The 19,231-nt window shown below is 68.7% G+C and carries 19 protein-coding genes; 10 read left to right on the top strand and 9 right to left on the bottom strand.

Going from position 1 to position 19,231, the window contains the following annotated elements; genetic code table 11:
- The first annotated feature begins 34 nt into the window (after positions 1-34).
- A complete protein-coding gene (locus BLW75_RS30120; RefSeq protein WP_244175789.1) occupies positions 35-511 on the top strand; it encodes a QsdR family transcriptional regulator in 477 nt (158 codons plus the stop codon).
- Here BLW75_RS30120 and rsmI read toward each other — a convergent pair.
- On the bottom strand, positions 508-1,344 hold the full coding sequence (rsmI, locus tag BLW75_RS30115) for a 16S rRNA (cytidine(1402)-2'-O)-methyltransferase (RefSeq protein ID WP_034305653.1): 837 nt from the start codon (positions 1,342-1,344) through the stop codon (positions 508-510). The two genes, BLW75_RS30120 and rsmI, sit on opposite strands and share 4 nt — an antisense overlap.
- A gap of 68 nt (positions 1,345-1,412) precedes the next feature.
- Here rsmI and BLW75_RS30110 point away from each other — a divergent pair, with 68 nt between their 5' ends.
- Entirely contained in the window at positions 1,413-2,984 is a 1,572-nt protein-coding gene (locus BLW75_RS30110) for a dolichyl-phosphate-mannose--protein mannosyltransferase (RefSeq protein WP_034305655.1), read from the top strand.
- An 84-nt stretch (positions 2,985-3,068) separates the two neighbouring features.
- Positions 3,069-4,112: a DUF3558 domain-containing protein gene (locus BLW75_RS30105; RefSeq protein ID WP_034305658.1), complete on the top strand. Its 1,044-nt coding sequence runs from the start codon at positions 3,069-3,071 to the stop codon at positions 4,110-4,112.
- 37 nt (positions 4,113-4,149) lie between these two features.
- On the opposite strand, the gene BLW75_RS30100 is transcribed toward BLW75_RS30105, so the two are convergent.
- Positions 4,150-4,407, bottom strand: a complete 258-nt coding sequence (locus BLW75_RS30100) for a hypothetical protein (RefSeq protein WP_034305976.1) — start codon at positions 4,405-4,407, stop codon at positions 4,150-4,152.
- 10 nt (positions 4,408-4,417) lie between these two features.
- Here BLW75_RS30100 and BLW75_RS30095 point away from each other — a divergent pair, with 10 nt between their 5' ends.
- Positions 4,418-4,759, top strand: coding sequence for a hypothetical protein (locus BLW75_RS30095; RefSeq protein ID WP_241783245.1), 342 nt, complete (start codon positions 4,418-4,420; stop codon positions 4,757-4,759).
- A gap of 79 nt (positions 4,760-4,838) precedes the next feature.
- Here the strand turns inward: BLW75_RS30095 and BLW75_RS30090 are convergent, their stop codons facing one another.
- Positions 4,839-6,620 (bottom strand): serine/threonine-protein kinase, encoded by a 1,782-nt coding sequence (locus BLW75_RS30090; RefSeq protein ID WP_034305663.1) that lies wholly within the window; start codon positions 6,618-6,620, stop codon positions 4,839-4,841.
- A 185-nt stretch (positions 6,621-6,805) separates the two neighbouring features.
- On the opposite strand from BLW75_RS30090, the gene BLW75_RS30085 reads away from it, so the two are divergent.
- Both BLW75_RS30085 and BLW75_RS30080 read left to right on the top strand, forming a co-directional pair.
- Positions 6,806-8,677 (top strand): propionyl-CoA synthetase, encoded by a 1,872-nt coding sequence (locus tag BLW75_RS30085; protein WP_091598606.1) that lies wholly within the window; start codon positions 6,806-6,808, stop codon positions 8,675-8,677.
- A gap of 109 nt (positions 8,678-8,786) precedes the next feature.
- A complete protein-coding gene (locus BLW75_RS30080; protein WP_034305666.1) occupies positions 8,787-10,367 on the top strand; it encodes a family 20 glycosylhydrolase in 1,581 nt (526 codons plus the stop codon).
- A 52-nt stretch (positions 10,368-10,419) separates the two neighbouring features.
- On the opposite strand, the gene BLW75_RS30075 is transcribed toward BLW75_RS30080, so the two are convergent.
- On the bottom strand, positions 10,420-11,028 hold the full coding sequence (locus tag BLW75_RS30075; RefSeq protein WP_034305668.1) for a TetR/AcrR family transcriptional regulator: 609 nt from the start codon (positions 11,026-11,028) through the stop codon (positions 10,420-10,422).
- Positions 11,018-11,713 carry an MOSC domain-containing protein gene (locus tag BLW75_RS30070; RefSeq protein WP_034305669.1) on the bottom strand — a complete coding sequence of 232 codons (696 nt, stop codon included), beginning with the start codon at positions 11,711-11,713 and terminating at the stop codon, positions 11,018-11,020. Before BLW75_RS30070 ends, BLW75_RS30075 begins: the two co-directional genes overlap by 11 nt.
- A gap of 40 nt (positions 11,714-11,753) precedes the next feature.
- On the opposite strand from BLW75_RS30070, the gene BLW75_RS30065 reads away from it, so the two are divergent.
- Positions 11,754-12,326, top strand: coding sequence for a TIGR03086 family metal-binding protein (locus BLW75_RS30065; RefSeq protein ID WP_034305671.1), 573 nt, complete (start codon positions 11,754-11,756; stop codon positions 12,324-12,326).
- Here BLW75_RS30065 and BLW75_RS30060 read toward each other — a convergent pair.
- Both BLW75_RS30060 and exaC read right to left on the bottom strand, forming a co-directional pair.
- Positions 12,280-12,663 (bottom strand): DUF779 domain-containing protein, encoded by a 384-nt coding sequence (locus tag BLW75_RS30060; protein WP_034305673.1) that lies wholly within the window; start codon positions 12,661-12,663, stop codon positions 12,280-12,282. The genes BLW75_RS30065 and BLW75_RS30060 overlap by 47 nt on opposite strands.
- The gene (gene exaC / locus BLW75_RS30055; protein WP_034305675.1) at positions 12,663-14,186 is read right to left on the bottom strand and encodes an acetaldehyde dehydrogenase ExaC; all 1,524 of its coding nucleotides are present in this window, start codon (positions 14,184-14,186) and stop codon (positions 12,663-12,665) included. The genes BLW75_RS30060 and exaC overlap by 1 nt, the downstream gene beginning before the upstream one ends.
- A 105-nt stretch (positions 14,187-14,291) precedes the next feature.
- Between exaC and BLW75_RS30050 the strand changes: the two genes are divergently transcribed.
- A complete protein-coding gene (locus BLW75_RS30050; RefSeq protein WP_091598603.1) occupies positions 14,292-15,782 on the top strand; it encodes a helix-turn-helix domain-containing protein in 1,491 nt (496 codons plus the stop codon).
- Here the strand turns inward: BLW75_RS30050 and BLW75_RS30045 are convergent.
- The gene (locus BLW75_RS30045) at positions 15,745-16,332 is read right to left on the bottom strand and encodes a DinB family protein (RefSeq protein WP_034305677.1); all 588 of its coding nucleotides are present in this window, start codon (positions 16,330-16,332) and stop codon (positions 15,745-15,747) included. The genes BLW75_RS30050 and BLW75_RS30045 overlap by 38 nt on opposite strands.
- 94 nt (positions 16,333-16,426) lie before the next feature.
- Between BLW75_RS30045 and BLW75_RS30040 the strand changes: the two genes are divergently transcribed.
- Positions 16,427-17,227 (top strand): SGNH/GDSL hydrolase family protein, encoded by an 801-nt coding sequence (locus BLW75_RS30040; RefSeq protein ID WP_034305680.1) that lies wholly within the window; start codon positions 16,427-16,429, stop codon positions 17,225-17,227.
- Positions 17,206-17,763: a TetR/AcrR family transcriptional regulator gene (locus BLW75_RS30035; RefSeq protein ID WP_034305682.1), complete on the top strand. Its 558-nt coding sequence runs from the start codon at positions 17,206-17,208 to the stop codon at positions 17,761-17,763. Before BLW75_RS30040 ends, BLW75_RS30035 begins: the two co-directional genes overlap by 22 nt.
- Here BLW75_RS30035 and BLW75_RS30030 read toward each other — a convergent pair.
- Positions 17,751-19,184, bottom strand: a complete 1,434-nt coding sequence (locus tag BLW75_RS30030) for a phytoene desaturase family protein (RefSeq protein WP_034305684.1) — start codon at positions 19,182-19,184, stop codon at positions 17,751-17,753. The two genes, BLW75_RS30035 and BLW75_RS30030, sit on opposite strands and share 13 nt — an antisense overlap.
- Positions 19,185-19,231: the final 47 nt, after the last annotated feature.

Genomic DNA, 19,231 nt, shown 5'->3' with positions numbered 1-19,231 from the left:
GCGCGCCCGGTTTCTGGAAGGGCGCCGGGTGGACATGGGCGAACTCGCCGGTGAGCTGGGGATCAGCCGGGCGACCTTGCACCGGTGGGTCGGCGGCCGGGATCAGCTGCTCGGCGAGATCCTGTGGTCGATGACCGTCGAGGTCTTCGAAGCGCGGGTTTCCGGCAAGCTCGGCCGCGGCGCGGAAGGGATCGCGGACCTCGTCGGCACCTTCGTCCGGACCGTGAACGGCTCGAAACCGTTCCGGGAGTTCCTGCGCACCGAGCCCGAGCGGGCGCTGCGGATCCTGACGACGAAGGCCAGCGTGGTGCAGAGTCGCGCGATCGCGAAAATGCGCGAGTTCCTCGACGAGGAGGTCATGGCGGGTCGGCTCTCCCCGCCACTGCCGGTCGAGGACCTCGCCTACCTGCTCGTGCGGATCGGCGAGTCCTTCATCTATACGGACGTCATCACCGGCGCGGAGCCCGATGCCGGGAAGGCGCACGCGGCCGTGACGGCCTTGCTGTCCTAGCTCTTACGAGACGCGAGCACTGCGTCGTAAAGCTCCTTCTTCGACACACCGGTCGCTTCGGCGACCTCGGCGGCGGCGGACTTGAGGCGTTCACCGGCCGCGACCCGCGACGAGACTTCCGAGACCAGGTCCTCGACGCTCACCGAACGCGGCGGCGCACCCGACAGAACGACGGTGATCTCGCCCTTGACCCCGTCGGCGGCCCAGCCCGCCAACTCCGGCAGAGTGCCCCGTTTGACCTCTTCGTAGGTTTTGGTCAGTTCACGGCAGACGGCGGCGCGACGGTCGGGCCCCAGGACTTCGGCGGCATCGGCGAGCGTGCTCGCGAGGCGGTGCGGAGATTCGAAGAACACGGCCGTACGGGGTTCGTCCTTCAGCGAACCGAGCCATTTCGCGCGTTCGCCGGGCTTGCGCGGGGCGAAACCTTCGAAACAGAAACGGTCACAAGGCAGGCCGGACAGCGCCAGTGCCGTGGTCACCGCCGACGGGCCGGGCAGGCAGGTCACCGGCACGTCCGCCTCGACACAGGCCGCCACCAGGCGGAATCCGGGATCCGAAACACTCGGCATGCCGGCGTCGGTCACCAGGACGACCGTTTCGCCCGACTGGAGCGATTCGAGCAGTTTCGGCAGACGAGCCGTCTCGACGTCCTCGTAGAAGCTGACGACGCGCCCGACCGGCGAGACGTCGAGAGCCGTGGTGAGGGAGCGCAGGCGCCGGGTGTCTTCGGCGGCGATCACGTCTGCCGTCGCGAGGGCTTCGGACAGGCGCGGCGAAGCGTCACGGACGTCTCCGAGCGGGGTGGCTGCCAGCACGAGGCGTCCTTCGGTCATTCCCGAAGGTTAACCGGTTCGCAGATCCGGACACCGAGTTCACTCTTCCGCCCGTAGGATCATGCCCCGTGACCGCACTGCTGACCCGGGACAACGAGAGCGTGCGGCCGGATCCGGTCGACGCGCTCAGGCCACCGAGTGACCGGGAGGCCACCCTCCTCGGCCGCGGCATGCCGACCGATCGCCTGCGCGGCTGGATCGTCACGCTGGTGCTGACGCTCATCGGCGGCATCGTCCGGATCCAGAACCTGGGAACGCCCACGGACAAGGGCACACCCGTCTTCGACGAGAAGCACTACGTCCCCCAGGCGTGGCAGATGCTGCGCAACGGCGGTTACGAGGACAACTACGGCTACGAGCTGATCGTCCACCCGCCGCTGGCGAAGCATCTCATCGCGATCGGCGAATGGCTGTTCGGCTACAACGCCTGGGGCTGGCGGATCATGCCCGCGCTGGCGGGCACGCTGATCGTGTTCCTCACGATCCGGATCGCCCGGCGCCTCACCCGCTCGACCCTGCTCGGCGCGGTCGCGGGGATCCTGGTGATCAGTGACGGCGTCCTGCACCTGCAGTCCCGCATGGGGATGCTCGACATCTTCATCGCGTTGTTCGTCCTCGCCGCGTTCGCCTGCGTGCTTTGCGACCGGGACCAGGTGCGGCAGCGGCTCGCCGTGGCCGTCCGCGAAGGCTGGATCGACGAGTCGCGGTTCGGACCGAAGCTGGGTTTCCGGTGGTGGCGGTTCGCCGGCGGCCTGATGATCGGGCTGACCTTCGGCGTCAAGTGGTCGGCGCTCTACTACATCGCCGCGTTCGGCCTGCTCACCGTTTTCTTCGACGTCGCCGCGCGCAGGGCGGCCGGGGTGCAGCGGCCTTGGGTCGGCACGCTGCGCCGCGACGTGCTGCCCGCGCTGTGGGCGATCGTCGTCATCCCGATCCTGGTGTACCTCGCCTGCTACTGGGCCTGGTTCGCGAGCGAGACCGCGACCGACCGCAACTACGTGGCCATCAAGGACATCGATCCCGGTTTCTGGGCCTGGATGCCGCCTGCGTTGCGGTCGCTCGGCGACTACACGATGAACGTCCTCGACTTCCACGCGAACCTGGTGACGCCCAAGGACAAACCGCACCCATGGGAGTCGAAGCCGTGGACCTGGCCGATGGGCCTGCGGCCGATGCTCTACGCGTACGCGGGCGGTACCGACGCGACCGGCTGCGGCGAGTCGACCTGCGTGCGGGCGACGATGCTGATCGGCACGCCCGCCATGTGGTGGCTGGCCCTGCCGATGCTCGGCTGGAGCGTGTGGCGGTCGGTCTTCCGAGCGGACTGGCGCTACGCAGCCGTGCTCGTCGGTTACCTCGCCGGGTTCCTGCCGTGGTTCACCAACCTCGACCGCCAGATGTACTACTTCTACGCGACGCCGCTGGCGCCGTTCCTGGTACTCGGGTTGACGCTGGTCCTCGGGCAGATCCTCGGCAGCGCGAAACGCGGTTTCGAACGACGGGGCACCGGCATGCTCGTCGTCGCGCTCTACGTGGGTCTCGTCGTGGCCAATTTCGCCTGGTTGTGGCCGATTCTCAACGGCAACGCGATCACCAACGATCACTGGAACGCCGAGTTGTGGCTTCCGTCCTGGAAGTGACCTCGCCCGGTTGAGCGAAGATCCAGCGAGGCGCCCGGAAGCGACTTAGACTCCCGTCCGAATTGAGGATTTCTGGGGGTCGTCATGTCTCGTTGGCCGGTTTTCGTGGCCGTTGCCCTGCTGCTCACCGGGTGTTCCGGCGCCATCGACGGGAAGGCTTTCCGCGAGGGCTCGGCACCGGGTGCGAGCGATACGAAGTTTCCGCGCTACACCCCGCCCGCCGACGGGTCGGGTTTCAGTGATCAGGTGCTCGACCAGCCGCTGGCCCTGCCTGTCGAACAGGGCGAGGAAGGCTGTGATTGGCTGGAGTCGATCAAACCCGATCTGCAACCGCTCGGCCTGGTCAGCACCAAGGGCACGCTCAGCGGTTGCCAGTTCGTGTTCCCGAACAACAAGGGCGCGCAGGTGCACGCCTACAGTCCGTACAGCTGGATCACCCAGGACTCCCCGGTGATGGAGCCGGTGGAGATCGCCGGGATCAAGGGCCGGACCTACGCCTTCGACCCGGAACCTGCGACGTTCTGTTCGGTCAACATGGACGTCCGCGCCTACGCCTCGATCGCCGTCGACGCCTACGACGTCGACAATGACGAAGGCGGCGCTCGTGCGGAACACTGCGAGCTGGCGAAGAAGGTCGCCGAAGTGGTGCTGAAGAAGTTCGTCCCGCTCGCCGGCGGCACACCGGCGCCGAGCACCGTTCAGGAGCCTCCGGCCGAAGCGCTGAAGAACGCGGACATCTGCGAAGTCGTCAAGTTCACTCACGCGAATTACGCCGGAGTCAACGCGGGCCGCGAAGGCGCTCAAAAGGGCGAAGGACCGCTGGGACCGACCTGCACTCACGAAGTCCCGTACGCGAGGGCTGTCGGCATGTACACGAACGGCACAGGCGGTCTCGAAGCCGTGCCGCCGAAAGCGGGCGCGGAAGTCCGGAGCGGACAGTTCGGCACCTTGAAGGCCAGGTTCGAGCAGACCGCGGAGGCCTGCACCCTGAGTGTCCAGCTGAGCAACGGCCAGGTCGTGCAGGTCGACTTCGTGGGCAAGAAGAAGGAAGCGATGCCGCGGACCTGCGTCTCCGCTCAGCTCATCTTGTCCGTTTCGATGCTGGCCCTGATCACCGGAGACTCCTGATTTTCCGGATTCGGATGTGACACTTGCCTCCGAGTTGTTACTCTTCCCTGGTCAACAGCAGTTCGACAGGGGGCATCATGACGATCCGACCGCTCGGAGCGGCCTGCGCGGCCGCGGCGTTGTTCTTGATCGCGGGGTGTGAGGAGCAGACGCCGGGGACAGCGGCGCCGCAGACTTCGGCCGTTCCGAGCACTTCCGAAGCGCCGAGCAGCAGCTCGAGCGCGCCTACGTCGACTACGAGCGCCAGCGCTACAGCCCCTTCGGCGACCGCCGCGACGGTCACCAAACCCGCCACCGGCGGAGCGGTGGCGCACACACCGGACGGCGCCGCGAGCGTGATGGAGGAGTTCCATCACGCGCTGGGCGCCAAGGACCTGGATACCGTGTGCCGGATTTCGGCGCCCGCCTACGACGGCGGGATGAAGGAATGCCGCAGCCTCACGCCGATGCTGTTCGAGATGTTCACACCCGCGGATTTGAAGAACCTGAAGGCCACCCGGGTCGACCGCGCGAAGGTGAAGAGCAAGGGGCCCGACCAGGTGACCATCCCGCCCAACGCGATCGCGCCGAAGGCGACGATCATGGACGGGGACCCGAAGATCTTCACCATGGGCTGGCGGGGCGGGACCTGGGTCATCATCGACTGAGGGAGAGCAAGGGACCTTTGCTCGCGTTCGTTAGCACGCTAACTAACGGGAGCAAAGGTCCCTTGCTCTCTTTCGCAGGTCAGCGTGGGTGACGCTGGGGCTGGGCCTGCTTCTGGGGCTGTTGGTGAGGCTGCGGCTGCTGCTGCGGAGGGCGGCGCGGCACGATCTGCGTCACCGGGCCGTCCGGCGACTTGCCCGCGCGAGCGAGCCAGCCTTCGACGTCACGCCGCACGGCGGTGAGCGTCGGACGGCGGCGGGGCTCCTGGTCGAGCGACGCGATGAGGATCCGGGCGTGCGCGCTGCGGTTCGGCAGCTTCGACACCGGTTCGGCGCGGGCGGCGGCCATCAGCGCGGCCATCGGGGTCTCCCGGGTGCCGCGCGGAGGCTGGCCCGAGAGCGCGTAGCTGACCGTCGCGGCGAGCTGCCAAGCGTCCGAAGCCGGGCTGGCCGGTGAGCCCATCGCCTGCTCGGGAGCGACGAAGTCCGGCGTGCCGATCATCATCCCGGTCGCGGTCATCTTCGAATCGCCCTGGCTGCGGGCGATGCCGAAGTCGATGAGGTGGGCGAGCCCGTTGCGGTCGAGGATGATGTTCGACGGCTTGAGGTCCCGGTGCAGCACGCCCTTCTCGTGCGCCGCGGCGAGCGCGCCGGCCATGGTCGACCAGAGCCGTCCGGCGGCGATGTCGTCGAGCGGGCCCTGCGAGTCGACGATCTCGGCCAGCGAGCGCCCTTCGAGGTACTCCATGACCAGCGCGAGCCCGTCGGGTTCCTCGACGAGGTCGTACACCTTCACGCAGTTGGGGTGGTTCACCACGGCCAGCGCCCTGGCCTCACGCTGCATGCGCTCTTCGGTGTCCCGGTCCGGCGCGTGCGCGATCTTCAGCGCGACCGTGCGGTTGAGCTGGGTGTCGACCGCTTCCCACACGGTGCCGAAGCCACCGTGGCCGAGCCGGCGGACCCGCTTGTAGCGGCTGCCACCGGAGTTGCGGGATCCCGGCGGCGCCGGGACCGGACCCGGAACGGCGGCCAGCGCGGGAGGTTCGGGCGCCTGTGCCAGCGCGGTCGCCGGGTACTGCTTGGCGGGCGGGGGCGGCAGCTGCGGCTGCGGTTTCGGGGCGGGCGGCTCCGGGCGGTACGGCTCGATCTTCTGCCGGGGCTGCGGGTCGGGCCGGTTGATCACCGACCACGGCGGCGGGCCGACGAGCGCGACCGGGATCAAGCCCAGCACGCTGAACGGGAGGAAACCGAGCCAGAAGTGCACGGCCGTGTTCGCGCCCATGCCGACGCTCGCCAGCACCATCAGCACGAACGGGATCCAGAAGAACCGCGAAGGCCACTTCGGGCCGCGACGGAACGCGGTGCGCGCCTGCAGCATCACGAACAGCAGCGACAGCGCCGGCAGCCCGACCAGCAGGATCAGGTAGAAGATGTAACTGAGCTGCATCCCGTTCGGGTAGAACAGGACCTCGTACACGTTCTGGCCGCGGCCGAGGTACTCGCTCTGCTTCCCGATCAGCGGGCTGTAGTCGGCATTGAAGGTCGCCAGGTCACTGCTGGAGAAGCCGGACTTACCGCCCGATTTGGACGCGGCCTCCTGGTACGTCTGCGAAACCCCGGTGGCCAGCAGCCACGGCAGCAGGAAGACGGCGACGACGCCGATCCCGCCGAAGATGGACAGGGTCACCACGTCGTAGCGGTTGCCGGTGCCTTTGCGGATGATCGCGACGACCATCGCTCCCAGTGCGGGCAGCAGCGCGACCAGCGCTCCCGCGGTGCTCGTCGCCCACACCCAGTCCCCAGGCCAGATCCCTGGTCCGAACAGGCTGTGCGCGAACGAAAGCAGCGCGCTCGCTAGTCCCATGGACCCTGCTCCCCTCGCTCGGTTAGGCCGTTTCCGGCGGTTTTTCCCTTAGTCCAGCTTAGGACGCTCCATGCCCGCACAGGGTTGCCGGGTTGTCGCGGCCGTCTCTCCGCCGTTACCACCGGGCATCGGCCCTGCCGGAAGTCCATGATGGGGTCCGGTACCCGAACGCGAAGGAGCATTCGATGCACGCCGAGTCGTACCAGCGGAGCCTCGATGACCCGGAGGGTTTCTGGCTCGAAGCCGCGCAGGCGATCGACTGGACCCGTCGGCCGACGCGGGCGCTCGACGCGTCGAAGGCTCCTTTCTACCGGTGGTTCCCGGACGGGGAGCTGAACACCGCGTTCAACGCGCTCGACCGGCACGTGCGGGACGGCCGCGGCGAGCAGACCGCGCTGATCTGGGATTCTCCCGTCACCGATTCGGTACGCCGGTTCACCTACGCGGAACTGCTGGACGAAGTCGCACGGTTCGCCGGCGCACTCGCGTCTCTCGGCGTCGGGAAGGGCGACCGCGTCATCGTGTACATGCCGATGGTCCCCGAGGCCGCGGTCGCGATGCTGGCGTGCGCCCGGCTCGGCGCGGTGCATTCGGTGGTGTTCGGCGGCTTCGCGCCCAAGGAGCTCGCGGCGCGGATCGAGGACGCGAAACCCAAGGTCATCGTGGCCGCCTCGTGCGGGATCGAACCGACGCGGGTCGTCGAATACAAGCCGATCATCGACGAGGCGCTCGCGGGCACCGTCCATCAACCGGACAAGGTCGTGGTGTTGCAGCGGGAGCGTGCTCGCGCCGAGATGGGAGAGCGCGACGCGGACTGGGCCGGACTCGTCGCGAAGGCCTCCCCCGCCGACCCGGTGCCGGTCGCGGCCACCGATCCGCTGTACATCCTGTACACCTCCGGTACCACGGGAAAGCCGAAAGGCGTCGTGCGCGACACCGGCGGGCACGCGGTCGCGCTGGCCTGGTCGATGGGCGCGATCTACGACATCCGGCCCGGTGACGTCTGGTGGACGGCGTCCGACGTCGGCTGGGTCGTCGGCCATTCCTACATCGTGTACGCGCCGCTCGTCATCGGGGCGACCACGGTCATGTACGAGGGCAAGCCGGTCGGGACCCCGGACGCGGGCGCGTTCTGGCGGGTCATCGCCGATCACGGGGTGAAGGCGTTGTTCACCGCGCCGACGGCGTTGCGGGCGATCAAGAAGGTCGATCCGGACGCGGCCGAAATCGGAAAATACCAGCTCAGCGGATTCAAGACGTTGTTCATGGCAGGTGAACGGCTCGACCCGGAGACCTACCACTGGGCGCATGGGAAGCTCGGGGTGCCGGTGATCGACCACTGGTGGCAGACCGAGACCGGCTGGCCGATCGCGGCGAATCCGCGCGGACTGGAACCGATGCCGGTCAAACCCGGTTCCGCGACGAAGCCGGTGCCGGGCTGGGACGTGCGGATCCTGGACCAGGCGGGTGACCCACTCCCCGCCGGGCGGGAAGGTGCCATCGCCCTCAAACTGCCGCTCCCGCCGGGGTCGCTGCCGACGTTGTGGCAGGACGACGAGCGGTATCTCGAGGCGTACCTTTCACGGTACGAAGGCCACTACCTGACGGGTGACTCCGGATACGTCGACGAAGACGGCTATCTGTTCGTCATGGGCCGCACCGACGACGTCATCAACGTCGCCGGCCACCGGCTTTCGACCGGTTCGATGGAGGCCGTGCTGGCGTCGCACCCCGCCGTCGCCGAATGCGCGGTGATCGGGGTCCGGGACCAGCTGAAGGGGCAGCTTCCGCGCGGTTTCGTGGTGCTTAAATCGGGCACCGACGTCGACGCGGAAACGCTCAAGGCCGAGTTGGTAGCGCTGGTACGCCGCGACATCGGCCCGGTCGCCGCGTTCCGCGACGTGTCCATTGTGGACGCGTTGCCGAAGACACGGTCCGGGAAGATCCTGCGCAAGACCATGCGCGGGATCGCCGACGGCCGCGACGAGCAGGTGCCTTCGACGATCGAAGACGCGAGCGTTCTCGATGCCCTGAAAGCGGTTCTGCGCGGCGAGTGACCGGTGATCGGTACGGCGTACTGGTCCGATCGGGTGTTGTCGTGTTTGCCCTATTGGTCTATACCTTCTCAGGGAAGAGAGTCTCCAGGTATCCGACCGGAGGTGCTCCATGAGTAAACGCCTGTCCAGAACCGTGCTCGGCGTGGCGGTCCTGAGCCTCGTGACGCTCGGCCTGCCCGCGACGGCGAGCGCGGGGCAGCACGTCAAGGCCGAACGGACCGTCGCCGACGTCGTCCCGGCGCCGGTCGACGCGAAACCCGATCCCCGCTCCGACTTCCGGCTCGGTCCCGCGACCGTCATCCGCACCGACCGCGAAGGCAGGCAGGTCGCCGAGTACCTGGCAGGCCTGCTCCGGCCCGCCACCGGTTACCGGCTGCCCGTCGTCAGCGGTCACCGCGGCGGCGGCCCCGCCATCTCGCTCGAGACCGGCCACGCGAGCGGCCGCGTGGGCACCGAGGGCTACCAGCTCAAGGTGTCGAGATCCGGCGTGACCTTGAAGGCGAACACCGACGAGGGCCTGTTCCTCGGCGTGCAGACACTGCGCCAGCTGCTCCCGTCCGCGATCGAGGCGAAGACCGTCCAGAAGCGATCGTGGGTGGTTTCGGGCGGCACGGTGCTCGACTATCCGCGCTTCGGGTACCGCAGCGCGATGCTCGACGTCGCCCGGCACTTCTTCACGCCGGACCAGGTCAAGCTCTACATCGACCAGATCGCCCAGTACAAGATCAACAACCTCCACCTGCACCTGAGCGACGACCAGGGGTGGCGGATCGAGATCAAGAGCTGGCCGAAACTGGCGACCGTGGGCGGCCAGACGGCCGTCGGCGGCGCTCCCGGCGGCTACTACACGCAGGAGCAGTACAAGGACCTGGTGCGCTACGCGGCTTCGCGGCACATCACGATCGTTCCCGAGATCGACATGCCGGGGCACACCAACGCGGCGCAGTATTCCTACGCCGAACTGAACTGCGACGGCAAGCCGATACCGCCGCGCACGGATATCGAGGTCGGCTACAGCTCGCTGTGCATCGGCAAGGACATCACTTACAAGTTCGTCGACGACGTCATCCGCGAACTGTCGGCGATCACCCCCGGGAAGTACATCAACATCGGCGGCGACGAGGCCCACTCGACCACGCCGGAGGACTACCAGACCTTCGCCACGAAGGTGCACCCGATCGTCGCGAAGTACGGCAAGACGATCACCGGCTGGCACGACATCGCCAAGACGAAACCGCCGGTTTCGGCCGTCCCGCAGTTCTGGGGCACGACCGGGACGGACGCCCACGTGGCCGAGGCGGCGGCGCGCGGCAACAAGATCCTGATGTCGCCCGCGAACAAGGCGTACCTGGACATGAAGTACCACCCGCAGACGCCGCTCGGGCTGAGCTGGGCCGGGCTGATCGAGGTCAAGACCGGTTACGACTGGGATCCGGCCACGTATCTGCAGGGTGTGTCGGAGAAGAACGTCATCGGCGTCGAGGCTCCGCTGTGGTCGGAAACGCTGATCACCAGTGACCACATCGAATTCATGGCGTTCCCGAGACTTCCCGGGTACGCCGAGATCGGCTGGTCGCCGAAGGACTCCCGGACCTGGGACGCCTACCGGCTCCGGCTGGCGAAGCAGAGCCCGCGCTGGGTTCAGCAGGACATCGACTTCTATCGGTCCACGCAGGTCGACTGGAAGTAGCGCGCCATGAGAGGCCCCTTCATTGCGAAATTTGCGATGAAGGGGCCTCTCATCACACGGCAGCGGCGTCGAGACGGGCGGTGATGGCGGCCCGGGCCAGCGCGTAGGGCTCGGTCCCGCCGAACATCACCGAATCGGCGTTCGCGGCCCGCCCGAGCGCGTTCAGTTCGAAGGCCAGCTGGTTCACGTCGACCGACTCGCGCAGATGCCCGGCTTTCCGCGCTTCGACCGCGGTGGACCGGATGAACTGGGCGAAGGCCCGGCTCGCGTTCGCGACCGCGTCGTGGACCCGGCCGGTCCGCGCGTCGAACTCGGCGCCGGTGTTGAAGAAGAAACAGCCGCCCGGGAACACCCGGCGTTCCGAGTAGTCGAGCCAGTTCGCGCACAGCGCGCGCAACCGCGCGATCCCCTGCTCGACGCGCAATGTCGGCTCGACGACGTTCTCCGCGAAGATCGCGCTCGCCGTCTCGACCGCCGCGAGCTGCAGTTCCTCCTTGGAACCGAACAACGCGAACACGCCGGATTTGCTCAGTTCCAGTTCGGCGGCGAGCCTGCCGAGGGACAACCCGTCGAGCCCTTCGACGGACGCGATGTCGACGGCGCGCCGAAGCACGATCCGCCTCGTCGCGTCGCCTCGGGCCACCCGGCCGTCAACCGGCATTCCGTTCCTCTCGCCGCCTCTTCGCCGATTCCAGGCCGTCACGGTACTGCCGGGAAAGCGCCGGTGCCGCGAGCACCCGGTCCAGCAGCGACCAGTACGCGTCGCGACGGTCGTCATCCAGCTGGGCGACATTGGTGAACGAGGCGACGTAGACCTCGGCGATCGTCGGATTCACCGGATCGCGTTCTTCGAGCGTCATGCGCCCCGTAGTGGGCACCTCGCCGGCCCGGAGTACCCGCAGGTACCAGCCGCTGCGCCCGGAATCGATCATGGCCGGGATGACGTCCTTGCGCCCGGTCTTCATCGCGAGCTTGAAACACGGCGTGCGCGGCTGCGAGACCTGGACCAGCGCGTCTCCCCAGGCCCAGATGTCACCGACGCGCACGTCGTGTTCGTCGGCGCCAGTCACCGACGCGTTCTCCCCGAAATCGCCCGCGCCCACCGGGAAGCCCTGCTCGGCCCAGGCCGCGTAGTGCGTCGCCGGATAGACGTAAACCGCTTTGTCGACCCCGCCATGGACCGTGCGGTCCGACTGGTCGTCACCGGCCAAGTTGATCTCGTCCAATTTCAAAGACGGCGCTTCCACCCGTGACTTCGCGATGGCGCTGTACACCGGGACGTCGCGCTTCATCCCCAGCACCGACGGTCGCCCGACGAAGACCTCGTTCACTTCGAGAGTGCTCACACCCTAGAAGATAGCACGACCGTTCGTATACATTGCCGCCATGGATCTCATCTCGCTCACGACAAGGGCACATCGCGCCACCGGGACCACAATCGCCGGAATCGGCGCGGACGACTGGGACCGCTCGACCCCCTGCGCCGAGTGGACCGTCCGCGACATCGTGAAACACCTGATCGAAGGGCACGATTCCCGCACCGCGCAGGCGACCGGCCACCCGATGAAGAGCCGGCCGTCAGCCGACGACGACCTCGCCAGGTCCTACGAAGAGAGTTCCGCCGAGTTCCTCGCGGCCTTCGACGGCGAAGCGCTGGAGAAGACCTTCGACTTCGGGAGCTTCGGCACGCTCCCCGGGAAGAACGCGCTGGCTGTGCTGTTCGTCGACACCCTCACCCACCACTGGGACCTCGACACCGCCCTGGGCCGCGAACACCACTGGGACGACGAGCTCGCCGAGGCCGCGTTGAAAGTGGCGACCCGCTACCCCGACGTGATGCCGGTGCGCGGGCCCGGCGGCGCCTTCGACCACGCTGTCGAGGCACCGCCGGGCGCCGGACCGGGCGACCGGCTCATCGCGTTGCTGGGCCGTTCAGCTCAGCCGACTCCGCATCGCTGAACAGCCGGAACCGGACCAGGAAGCGGACCCCTTCGGGCGCCTCCAAGGAGAATCCGCTCCCCCGGCCCGGAACGACGTCGATGGTCAGATGCGTGTGCTTCCAGTACTCGAACTGGGGGCCCGACATCCACACCGGAACGTCGTCGATGCCCTCGACGCTCAGGTCACCAAGGTGGACGTCGGACGCCCCGATGCGGAATTCGCCCGCCGGGTAGCACATCGGGGCGCTCCCGTCGCAGCATCCGCCGGACTGGTGGAACATCACCTGCCCGTGGAGTGACACCAGCCGCCGCAGCAGCTCCGCGGCGGCCGGTGTCAAGCCGACCCGCTCGGCCATCAGAAGAACCCGAGCGCACTGTCCGAATAGGACACGAGCATGTTCTTGGTTTGCTGGTAGTGGTCCAGCATCATCTTGTGGTTCTCGCGCCCGATCCCGGACGCCTTGTAGCCGCCGAAGGCCGCGTGCGCCGGGTAGGCGTGGTAGTTGTTGACCCACACCCGGCCCGCCTGGATGTCGCGGCCGGCGCGGTAGGCGGTGTTGCCGTCGCGCGACCAGACACCGGCGCCGAGGCCGTACAGCGTGTCGTTGGCGATCTTCAGCGCGTCGGCGTAGTCGTCGAACTTCGCCACCGAGACGACCGGCCCGAAGATCTCCTCCTGGAAGATCCGCATCTTGTTGTCGCCCTCGAAGACCGTCGGCTGCACGTAGTAGCCGCCCGACAGGTCACCGCCGAGGTCGCTGCGCTCGCCGCCGGTGAGGATCTTCGCGCCTTCCTTCTGGCCGATGTCGATGTAGGAAAGGATCTTCTCCAGCTGGTCGTTGGAGGCCTGCGCGCCGATCTGCGTCTCGGTGTCGAGCGGGTGCCCCTGCTTGATCTTCTTGACCCGCTCGACGGCGTCGCCGAGGAACCGGTCGTAGATACCGGACTGGATCAGCGTCCGCGACGGGCAGGTGCAGACCTCGCCCTGGTTCAACGCGAAGAGCGCGAACCCTTCCTGCGCCTTGTCGTAGAACGCGTCGTTGGCCGCGGCGACGTCGTCGAAGAAGATGTTCGGGCTCTTGCCGCCGAGTTCGACGGTGACCGGGATGATGTTCTCGCTGGCGTACTGCAGGATCAGCCGTCCGGTGGTGGTCTCGCCGGTGAAGGCGACCTTCCGCACGCGGTTGCTCGACGCGAGCGGCTTGCCCGCCTCGACGCCGAAACCGTTGACGATGTTCAGCACGCCCGGCGGGATCAGATCGCCGATGAGCGACATCAGCAGGTGGATCGACGCCGGGGTCTGCTCGGCGGGTTTGAGCACGATCGCGTTGCCCGCGGCGAGCGCGGGCGCGAGCTTCCAGACCGCCATCAGCAGCGGGAAGTTCCACGGGATGATCTGGCCGACGACGCCGAGCGGCTCGTGGAAGTGGTAGGCGACGGTGTTGTCGTCGATCTGGGAGATGCCGCCCTCCTGGGCGCGCAGGGCGCCGGCGAAGTAGCGGAAGTGGTCGATCGCGAGGGGGATGTCGGCGGCGAGGGTCTCACGGACCGGTTTGCCGTTCTCCCACGATTCGGCGACGGCGATCGCCTCGAGGTTCTGTTCCATCCGGTCGGCGATCCGGAGCAGCACGTTCGACCGCTCGTCCACCGACGTCCGGCCCCAGGCCGCGGCCGCGCCTTCGGCCGCGTCGAGCGCGCGGTCTATGTCGGCGGCGGTGCCGCGGGCGACCTCGGTGAACACCTGTCCGGTCACCGGGGTGGGGTTCTCGAAGTACTGACCGCTCGCGGGCGGTACGTACTCGCCTCCGATGTAGTGGTCGTAGCGCGATTCGTAGCTGACGACGCTGCCTTCGGTGTTCGGTGCCGCGTACTTGGCCATCTTTCCTGCCTCATCGCTAGGGGTGACGGATGACGGCGAAGCTAGGGCTGGCGGGGTTGCACGCACGTTGCACCGAAGTGAGCGCGGTCACCTATTCTCGGAAACGTGGCGGAGCTGCCCGGAGGTGAAGCGTCGCCGCGTGACCCTCAGGCGTACGCGCGGCTGCTGAAAGACGTCCACGACGCCGTCCTCTCCGGTGTTCCCGCGCCGCGTTCCCCCAGGTCGGTCGTGTCGGCTTCGTGGAATCGCTCGCTCGCCGCGCGCGTCGACCCGGACAAGGGGGTCGCGCCCCTGGTCTACGACTCCGGCGAGGTGAGCGGCCTCCGGGAGGAGCATCCGCTGGCGCCGGTGCTGCCGACCCTGCGGCAGACGCTGGTGAGCATCGCCGACGACGCCGAGCACATGATGATCGTGACCGACGCCGCCGGGCACATCCTGTGGCGCGAGGGCGCGGCGGGCGTGCTGCGGCGCGCGGACGGCGTGATGCTCGCAGAAGGCACCCGGTGGAGTGAAGACGTCATCGGGACGAACGCGATGGGCACCACGCTCGCCACCGGGGAACCGGTGCAGATCTACTCGGCCGAGCACCTGGTGCGCACCTATCACGGCTGGACCTGCGCGGCCGCGCCCGTGCGCGACCCGGAGTCCGGCGCGCTGCTCGGGTCGATCGACGTCAGCGGCCCGTTGCGGACGGTCCATCCCGCGATGCTCGCGCTGGTCACGGCGGCCGCGCAGCTCGCCGAAGGCCAGTTGCGGGCCCGGCTCGCGATGCGCGACGAGCGGCTGCGGGCCGCGAACATGTCCCATCTGGAGGCGCTGCGCGGCGCGCCGGGTGCCCTGCTTTCCGCGAAGGGACGCGTGCTGGCGGCCGAAGCCTGCGGCGATCTTCCCTCCACTGTGGACATCCGGCCCGGCGGCGGCGCGGTCACCCTGCCCGACGGACGGCTCGGCACGGTGGAGCCGTTGCGCGAGGGCTACCTGCTGCGCCTGCGAAGCCGGGGCCCGTCGAGGCGCCCACGGCTCGCGCTGGAGTTCCTCACCGACGGGCCACCATCGACCACAGTGGACGGTCGCGAGGTGCCGTTCACCTTGCGGCACGCGGAGATCCTCACGTTGCTCGCGCTGAATCCTGGCGGCCTCTCGGCGGAGCGGCTGGCCCTGCTGCTCTACGGCGAGAGCGGCAACCCGGTGACCGTCCGCGCGGAGATCCACCGGCTGCGGACGCAGCTCGGCTCCGACATCGTGCAGACCCGGCCGTACCGGCTTTCCGCCGAGGTCGACGCCGACTTCCTGCGCGTCCGCGCGGCGCTCAAACGGGGCGACGTCACTGTGGCCGCGAACGCGTTCCGCGGGCCGCTACTGCCCGAATCGGAGTCACCGGCCGTGCGCGAAGAGCGCGAGTCGGTCACCGCGTCGGTTCGCCGGGTCGTGCTCGGCGGCGGGGACGCGGCTGCGCTGTGGTCGTACTGGGAGACCCCCAGCGGAGCCGACGACCTGGAGATCGTCGACGCGCTGTGCCGGATCCTCCCCGAGGGCGATCCACGACGCGCCGTCGCCTTTACGCATCGTGCCCGCGTTCTGTCCGGGCGGCCTTGACGGCTGCTCGCTCGATCCGGTCGCGCCTGGCCTCCCAGAAGGCCTCGTCGCGCTCCCCGGTGGCCGCCTCGATCGAGCCGTCCAGTTGTTCGCGCAAGATGTCGGCGTGCCCGGCGTGGCGGGCGGTCTCGGTGAGCATGTGGACCAGGACGGCGAACAACGTCACCCCCGGTCGCGGCCACCAGGGCACGTGACCAGGCGAATCGAGGGACAGAGCCGCGATCGTCGCGTCCGAGTGCGCCCAAGCGCGGCGGTAGCGGCCGACGATCTCCTCGCGGGTCTCGTGCTCGGTGACCCACAGGTCGGCGCCCCGCTGCCCGAGGTCATCCCACCGGGGCAGCGGCTCAGGGAAGGGGCGGTCGAAAACCTCCCCGAAGTACCGGGATTCCCAGAGCGCCAGATGCTTGACCAAACCGAGAAGGTTGGTCCCGGTCCGGGTCAGCGGACGGCGGATCTCGTACTCACCCAGCCCTTCGATCTTCTGGAGCAGCACCTCGCGGAGCTCTCGCAGATCGCCGTGCAAGTGCTCCTTCGCGACGTCATCGATCATGACCCGAGCCTGCCAGACCGGGCTGAGTAGACAGCGTCTACATCAGTTTGATAGACAGTGTCCACAAGGTGAACTCGTGGTTACGGAGATCTGGATGGGCTATCAACGTTTCGTCGCGCTCGGCGACAGCTGCGCCGAAGGGCTGGCCGATCCGCATCCGTCGGGCGGCTTCTACCGTGGCTGGGCCGACTTCGTCGCGGCACGCCTCGCCGAGGAAGAGCCCGGTTTCCGTTACGCCAACCTCGCGGTCCGCGGCCGCAGGCTCGACCAGATCCACACCGAACAGACCCCGGCGGCGAGCAGGCTCCAGCCGGACCTGATCGCCTTGTTCGGCGGCGGAAACGACGTGATGAGCCGCGGCTGGGACGCGCGCACGGTCGCCCGCCGCGTCGACACGGCCGTCCGCGCCTGCACCGAGATCGCGCCGCGCGTCGTCACCTTCACCCTCAGCGACATCTCCCACCGCATGCCGATGGGCCACCGCATGCGCCCGCGGCTCACCGCGCTGAACGACGCCGTCCGCGAGGCGTCCGTCAGCTACGGCGCGACCCTCGTCGACCTCTGGCCGGACGACGCCGCGCACGATTCCCGCTACTTCGGCCCGGATCGGCTGCACCTGTCCGAGGAGGGCCATCGACGCCTGGCCGGGCACGTCCTCGGCAGGCTCGGCGTCTCCCACGACCCGGCCTGGCTCGCCCCGCTGCCCGGATCGGCGGGACGCCCCGGTGTGCGCGCGGATCTGCGGTGGCTGACGCGAGAGGTCCTCCCGGTGGCGGTCAGCCGGTTCCGCAACCGGCTCATCGGGCGTCAGCCGGGCGACGGTTTCCTGCCGAAGCGCCCCGAACTCCTTCCCGTCCACGAGGAGACCCTGGCGTGGGCGCCCGAACCCGCCTGATCGACACCGCGGCGAACCTGCTGGCCGAAGAGGGCGTCGGCGCCGTGACACTGCGCGGGATCGCCAAGGCCGCCGGCGTTTCGCACGGTGCGCCGCTGCGGCATTTCCCCGGCCGCGCGGCCTTGCTTTCGGCGGTCGCCACTCGCGGCTACACCGAACTGCTCGATCGCGGCACCGGCCTGCCGGACGGGACACCGCGCGAACGGCTCATCGCGGCCTGCCACGGCTACCTCGATTTCGCGCTGGCCAATCCGGCGATGTTCGAGCTGATGTTCCGCCGCGACCTCATCGACGCGGACGATCCCGAACTCACCCGGGTGAGTAGCGCGGTGTTCGACTTCTTCGCCGGAATGGTCGCCGAACTCCAGGAAGGAGGCTGGCATCCCACGACCGATCCGCGGCTGCTCGCTTCCTCGCTGTGGGCGTCGCTGCACGGTCTCGCCCAGCTGTGGCTGTGGGGCGGGCTGGCCGGCGCGAGCTTCGCGCCGTCACCGGAAAGGGCACTGGCCGTCACCCTCGACGCCTATCTGGGCTGAACCGGGAAGTCCTTGCCCAAGACGGATTTCGCGGCATGCCAGCCACCCATGCCATGCACGCCCGGCCCCGGCGCCGTCGACGCCGAACACAGGAAGACCCCGTCGAGCGGAGTGCGATGCGGATTCCACCGGGTGACCGGCCGTCCGAGGATCTGCCGCAGATCCACCGCGCCGGCGGCGACGTCACCGCCGGGATAGTTCGCGTTGTACGCCTCGAGTTCCGGCGCGGTGAGACAACGGCTCGACAGGACCGTGTCGGAGAATCCGGGCGCGAAGCGTTCGATCCGCCGCCGGATCAGTTCCGTGGCGTCTCGCGGATCCCCTCGCGGCACATGGCAATACGCCCACACCGGCCGTTTGCCCGGCAGCCCGCGGGACGGGTCGAGCGCCATCGGATCCGACACGAGCACGAACCGGTCGTCCGCGTCCTTCCCGCGCGCGATGGCGTTTTCGGCGGCGTAGACCTCGTCCCGCGTGCCTCCGAGATGGACGGTGCCCGCCTTGCCCACCTCCGGCACCGCCCACGGGACCGGTTCGGAAACGAGGAAATCGACCTTCGCCACGCCGGGTCCGTAGCGATAGGACACCAGCGCCTTCCGGTATCGCGGCGGCAGCAGATCGCCGGCGATTTCGAGGAAACCGCGCGGGGCGATGTCGAGGATCACCGTGCGCGATTTCGCGAGTTGCCGCAGATCGGTGATCCGGCTGCCGGTGTGGATCCGTCCGCCATGCGCCCGGACGTCGGCGGCGAGCGCCTCGGTGATGGTCTGGCTGCCGCCACGGGCGATCGGCCAGCCGGTCGAGTGCGCCAGATGACCGAGCAGGAGTGTCGCGCCCGCCGCGGCGAGCGAGGGCTGGCGGCCCATCACGTGCGCGGCGACTCCGGCAAGAAGGGCGGGCGCCTCCGGGCCGGTGAACAGGTGGCGCTCCAGACCGGCGGCGAGCATCGCGATCCTGGCCGGGAGAAGGGCGGCGGCCCGAGGATCGCGGGGAGGATGGCGAAGGTCCCCGAGGAGGAGCTCGGCCAGCTCGCGGCTGTGTTCGGCCAGCGGCCCCAGCAGACGACGCCATCGGGGGCCGTCCGTGCCGAGAGCGTCACAGGTCCGGTCGAGATCTTCGTAGGCGAGCCCGGCGCGGCCACCGTCCAGAGGATGCGCGTACGCGATCTCCGGCCGCAGGAGATCGACACCGTGCGCGGCGAGATCGAACCAGCGGAAGAACGGGGACGCCGCGGCCAGCGGATGCCCGGTGGCGCAAATATCGTGACGGACCTCGTCATCGAACAGCGAAGCCGTGCGCGTCCCGCCGCCGATCTCCTCCGCCGCCTCGTGCACCTCGACCGTCCGCCCCGCTCTGACCAGCAGGACCGCCGCCGCGAGCCCGTTCGGACCGGAACCGACCACCGACACGTCGACCGCCATAGTGCCCCCTTGCCGGGATCGGCGACAGCTCACCCGAATATTGTCGG

The organism is Amycolatopsis lurida (assembly GCF_900105055.1).
Lineage (GTDB): Bacteria > Actinomycetota > Actinomycetes > Mycobacteriales > Pseudonocardiaceae > Amycolatopsis > Amycolatopsis lurida.
The sequence above is the reverse complement of the archived record's forward strand: the minus strand, read 5'-3'. Positions and strand labels throughout refer to the sequence as shown.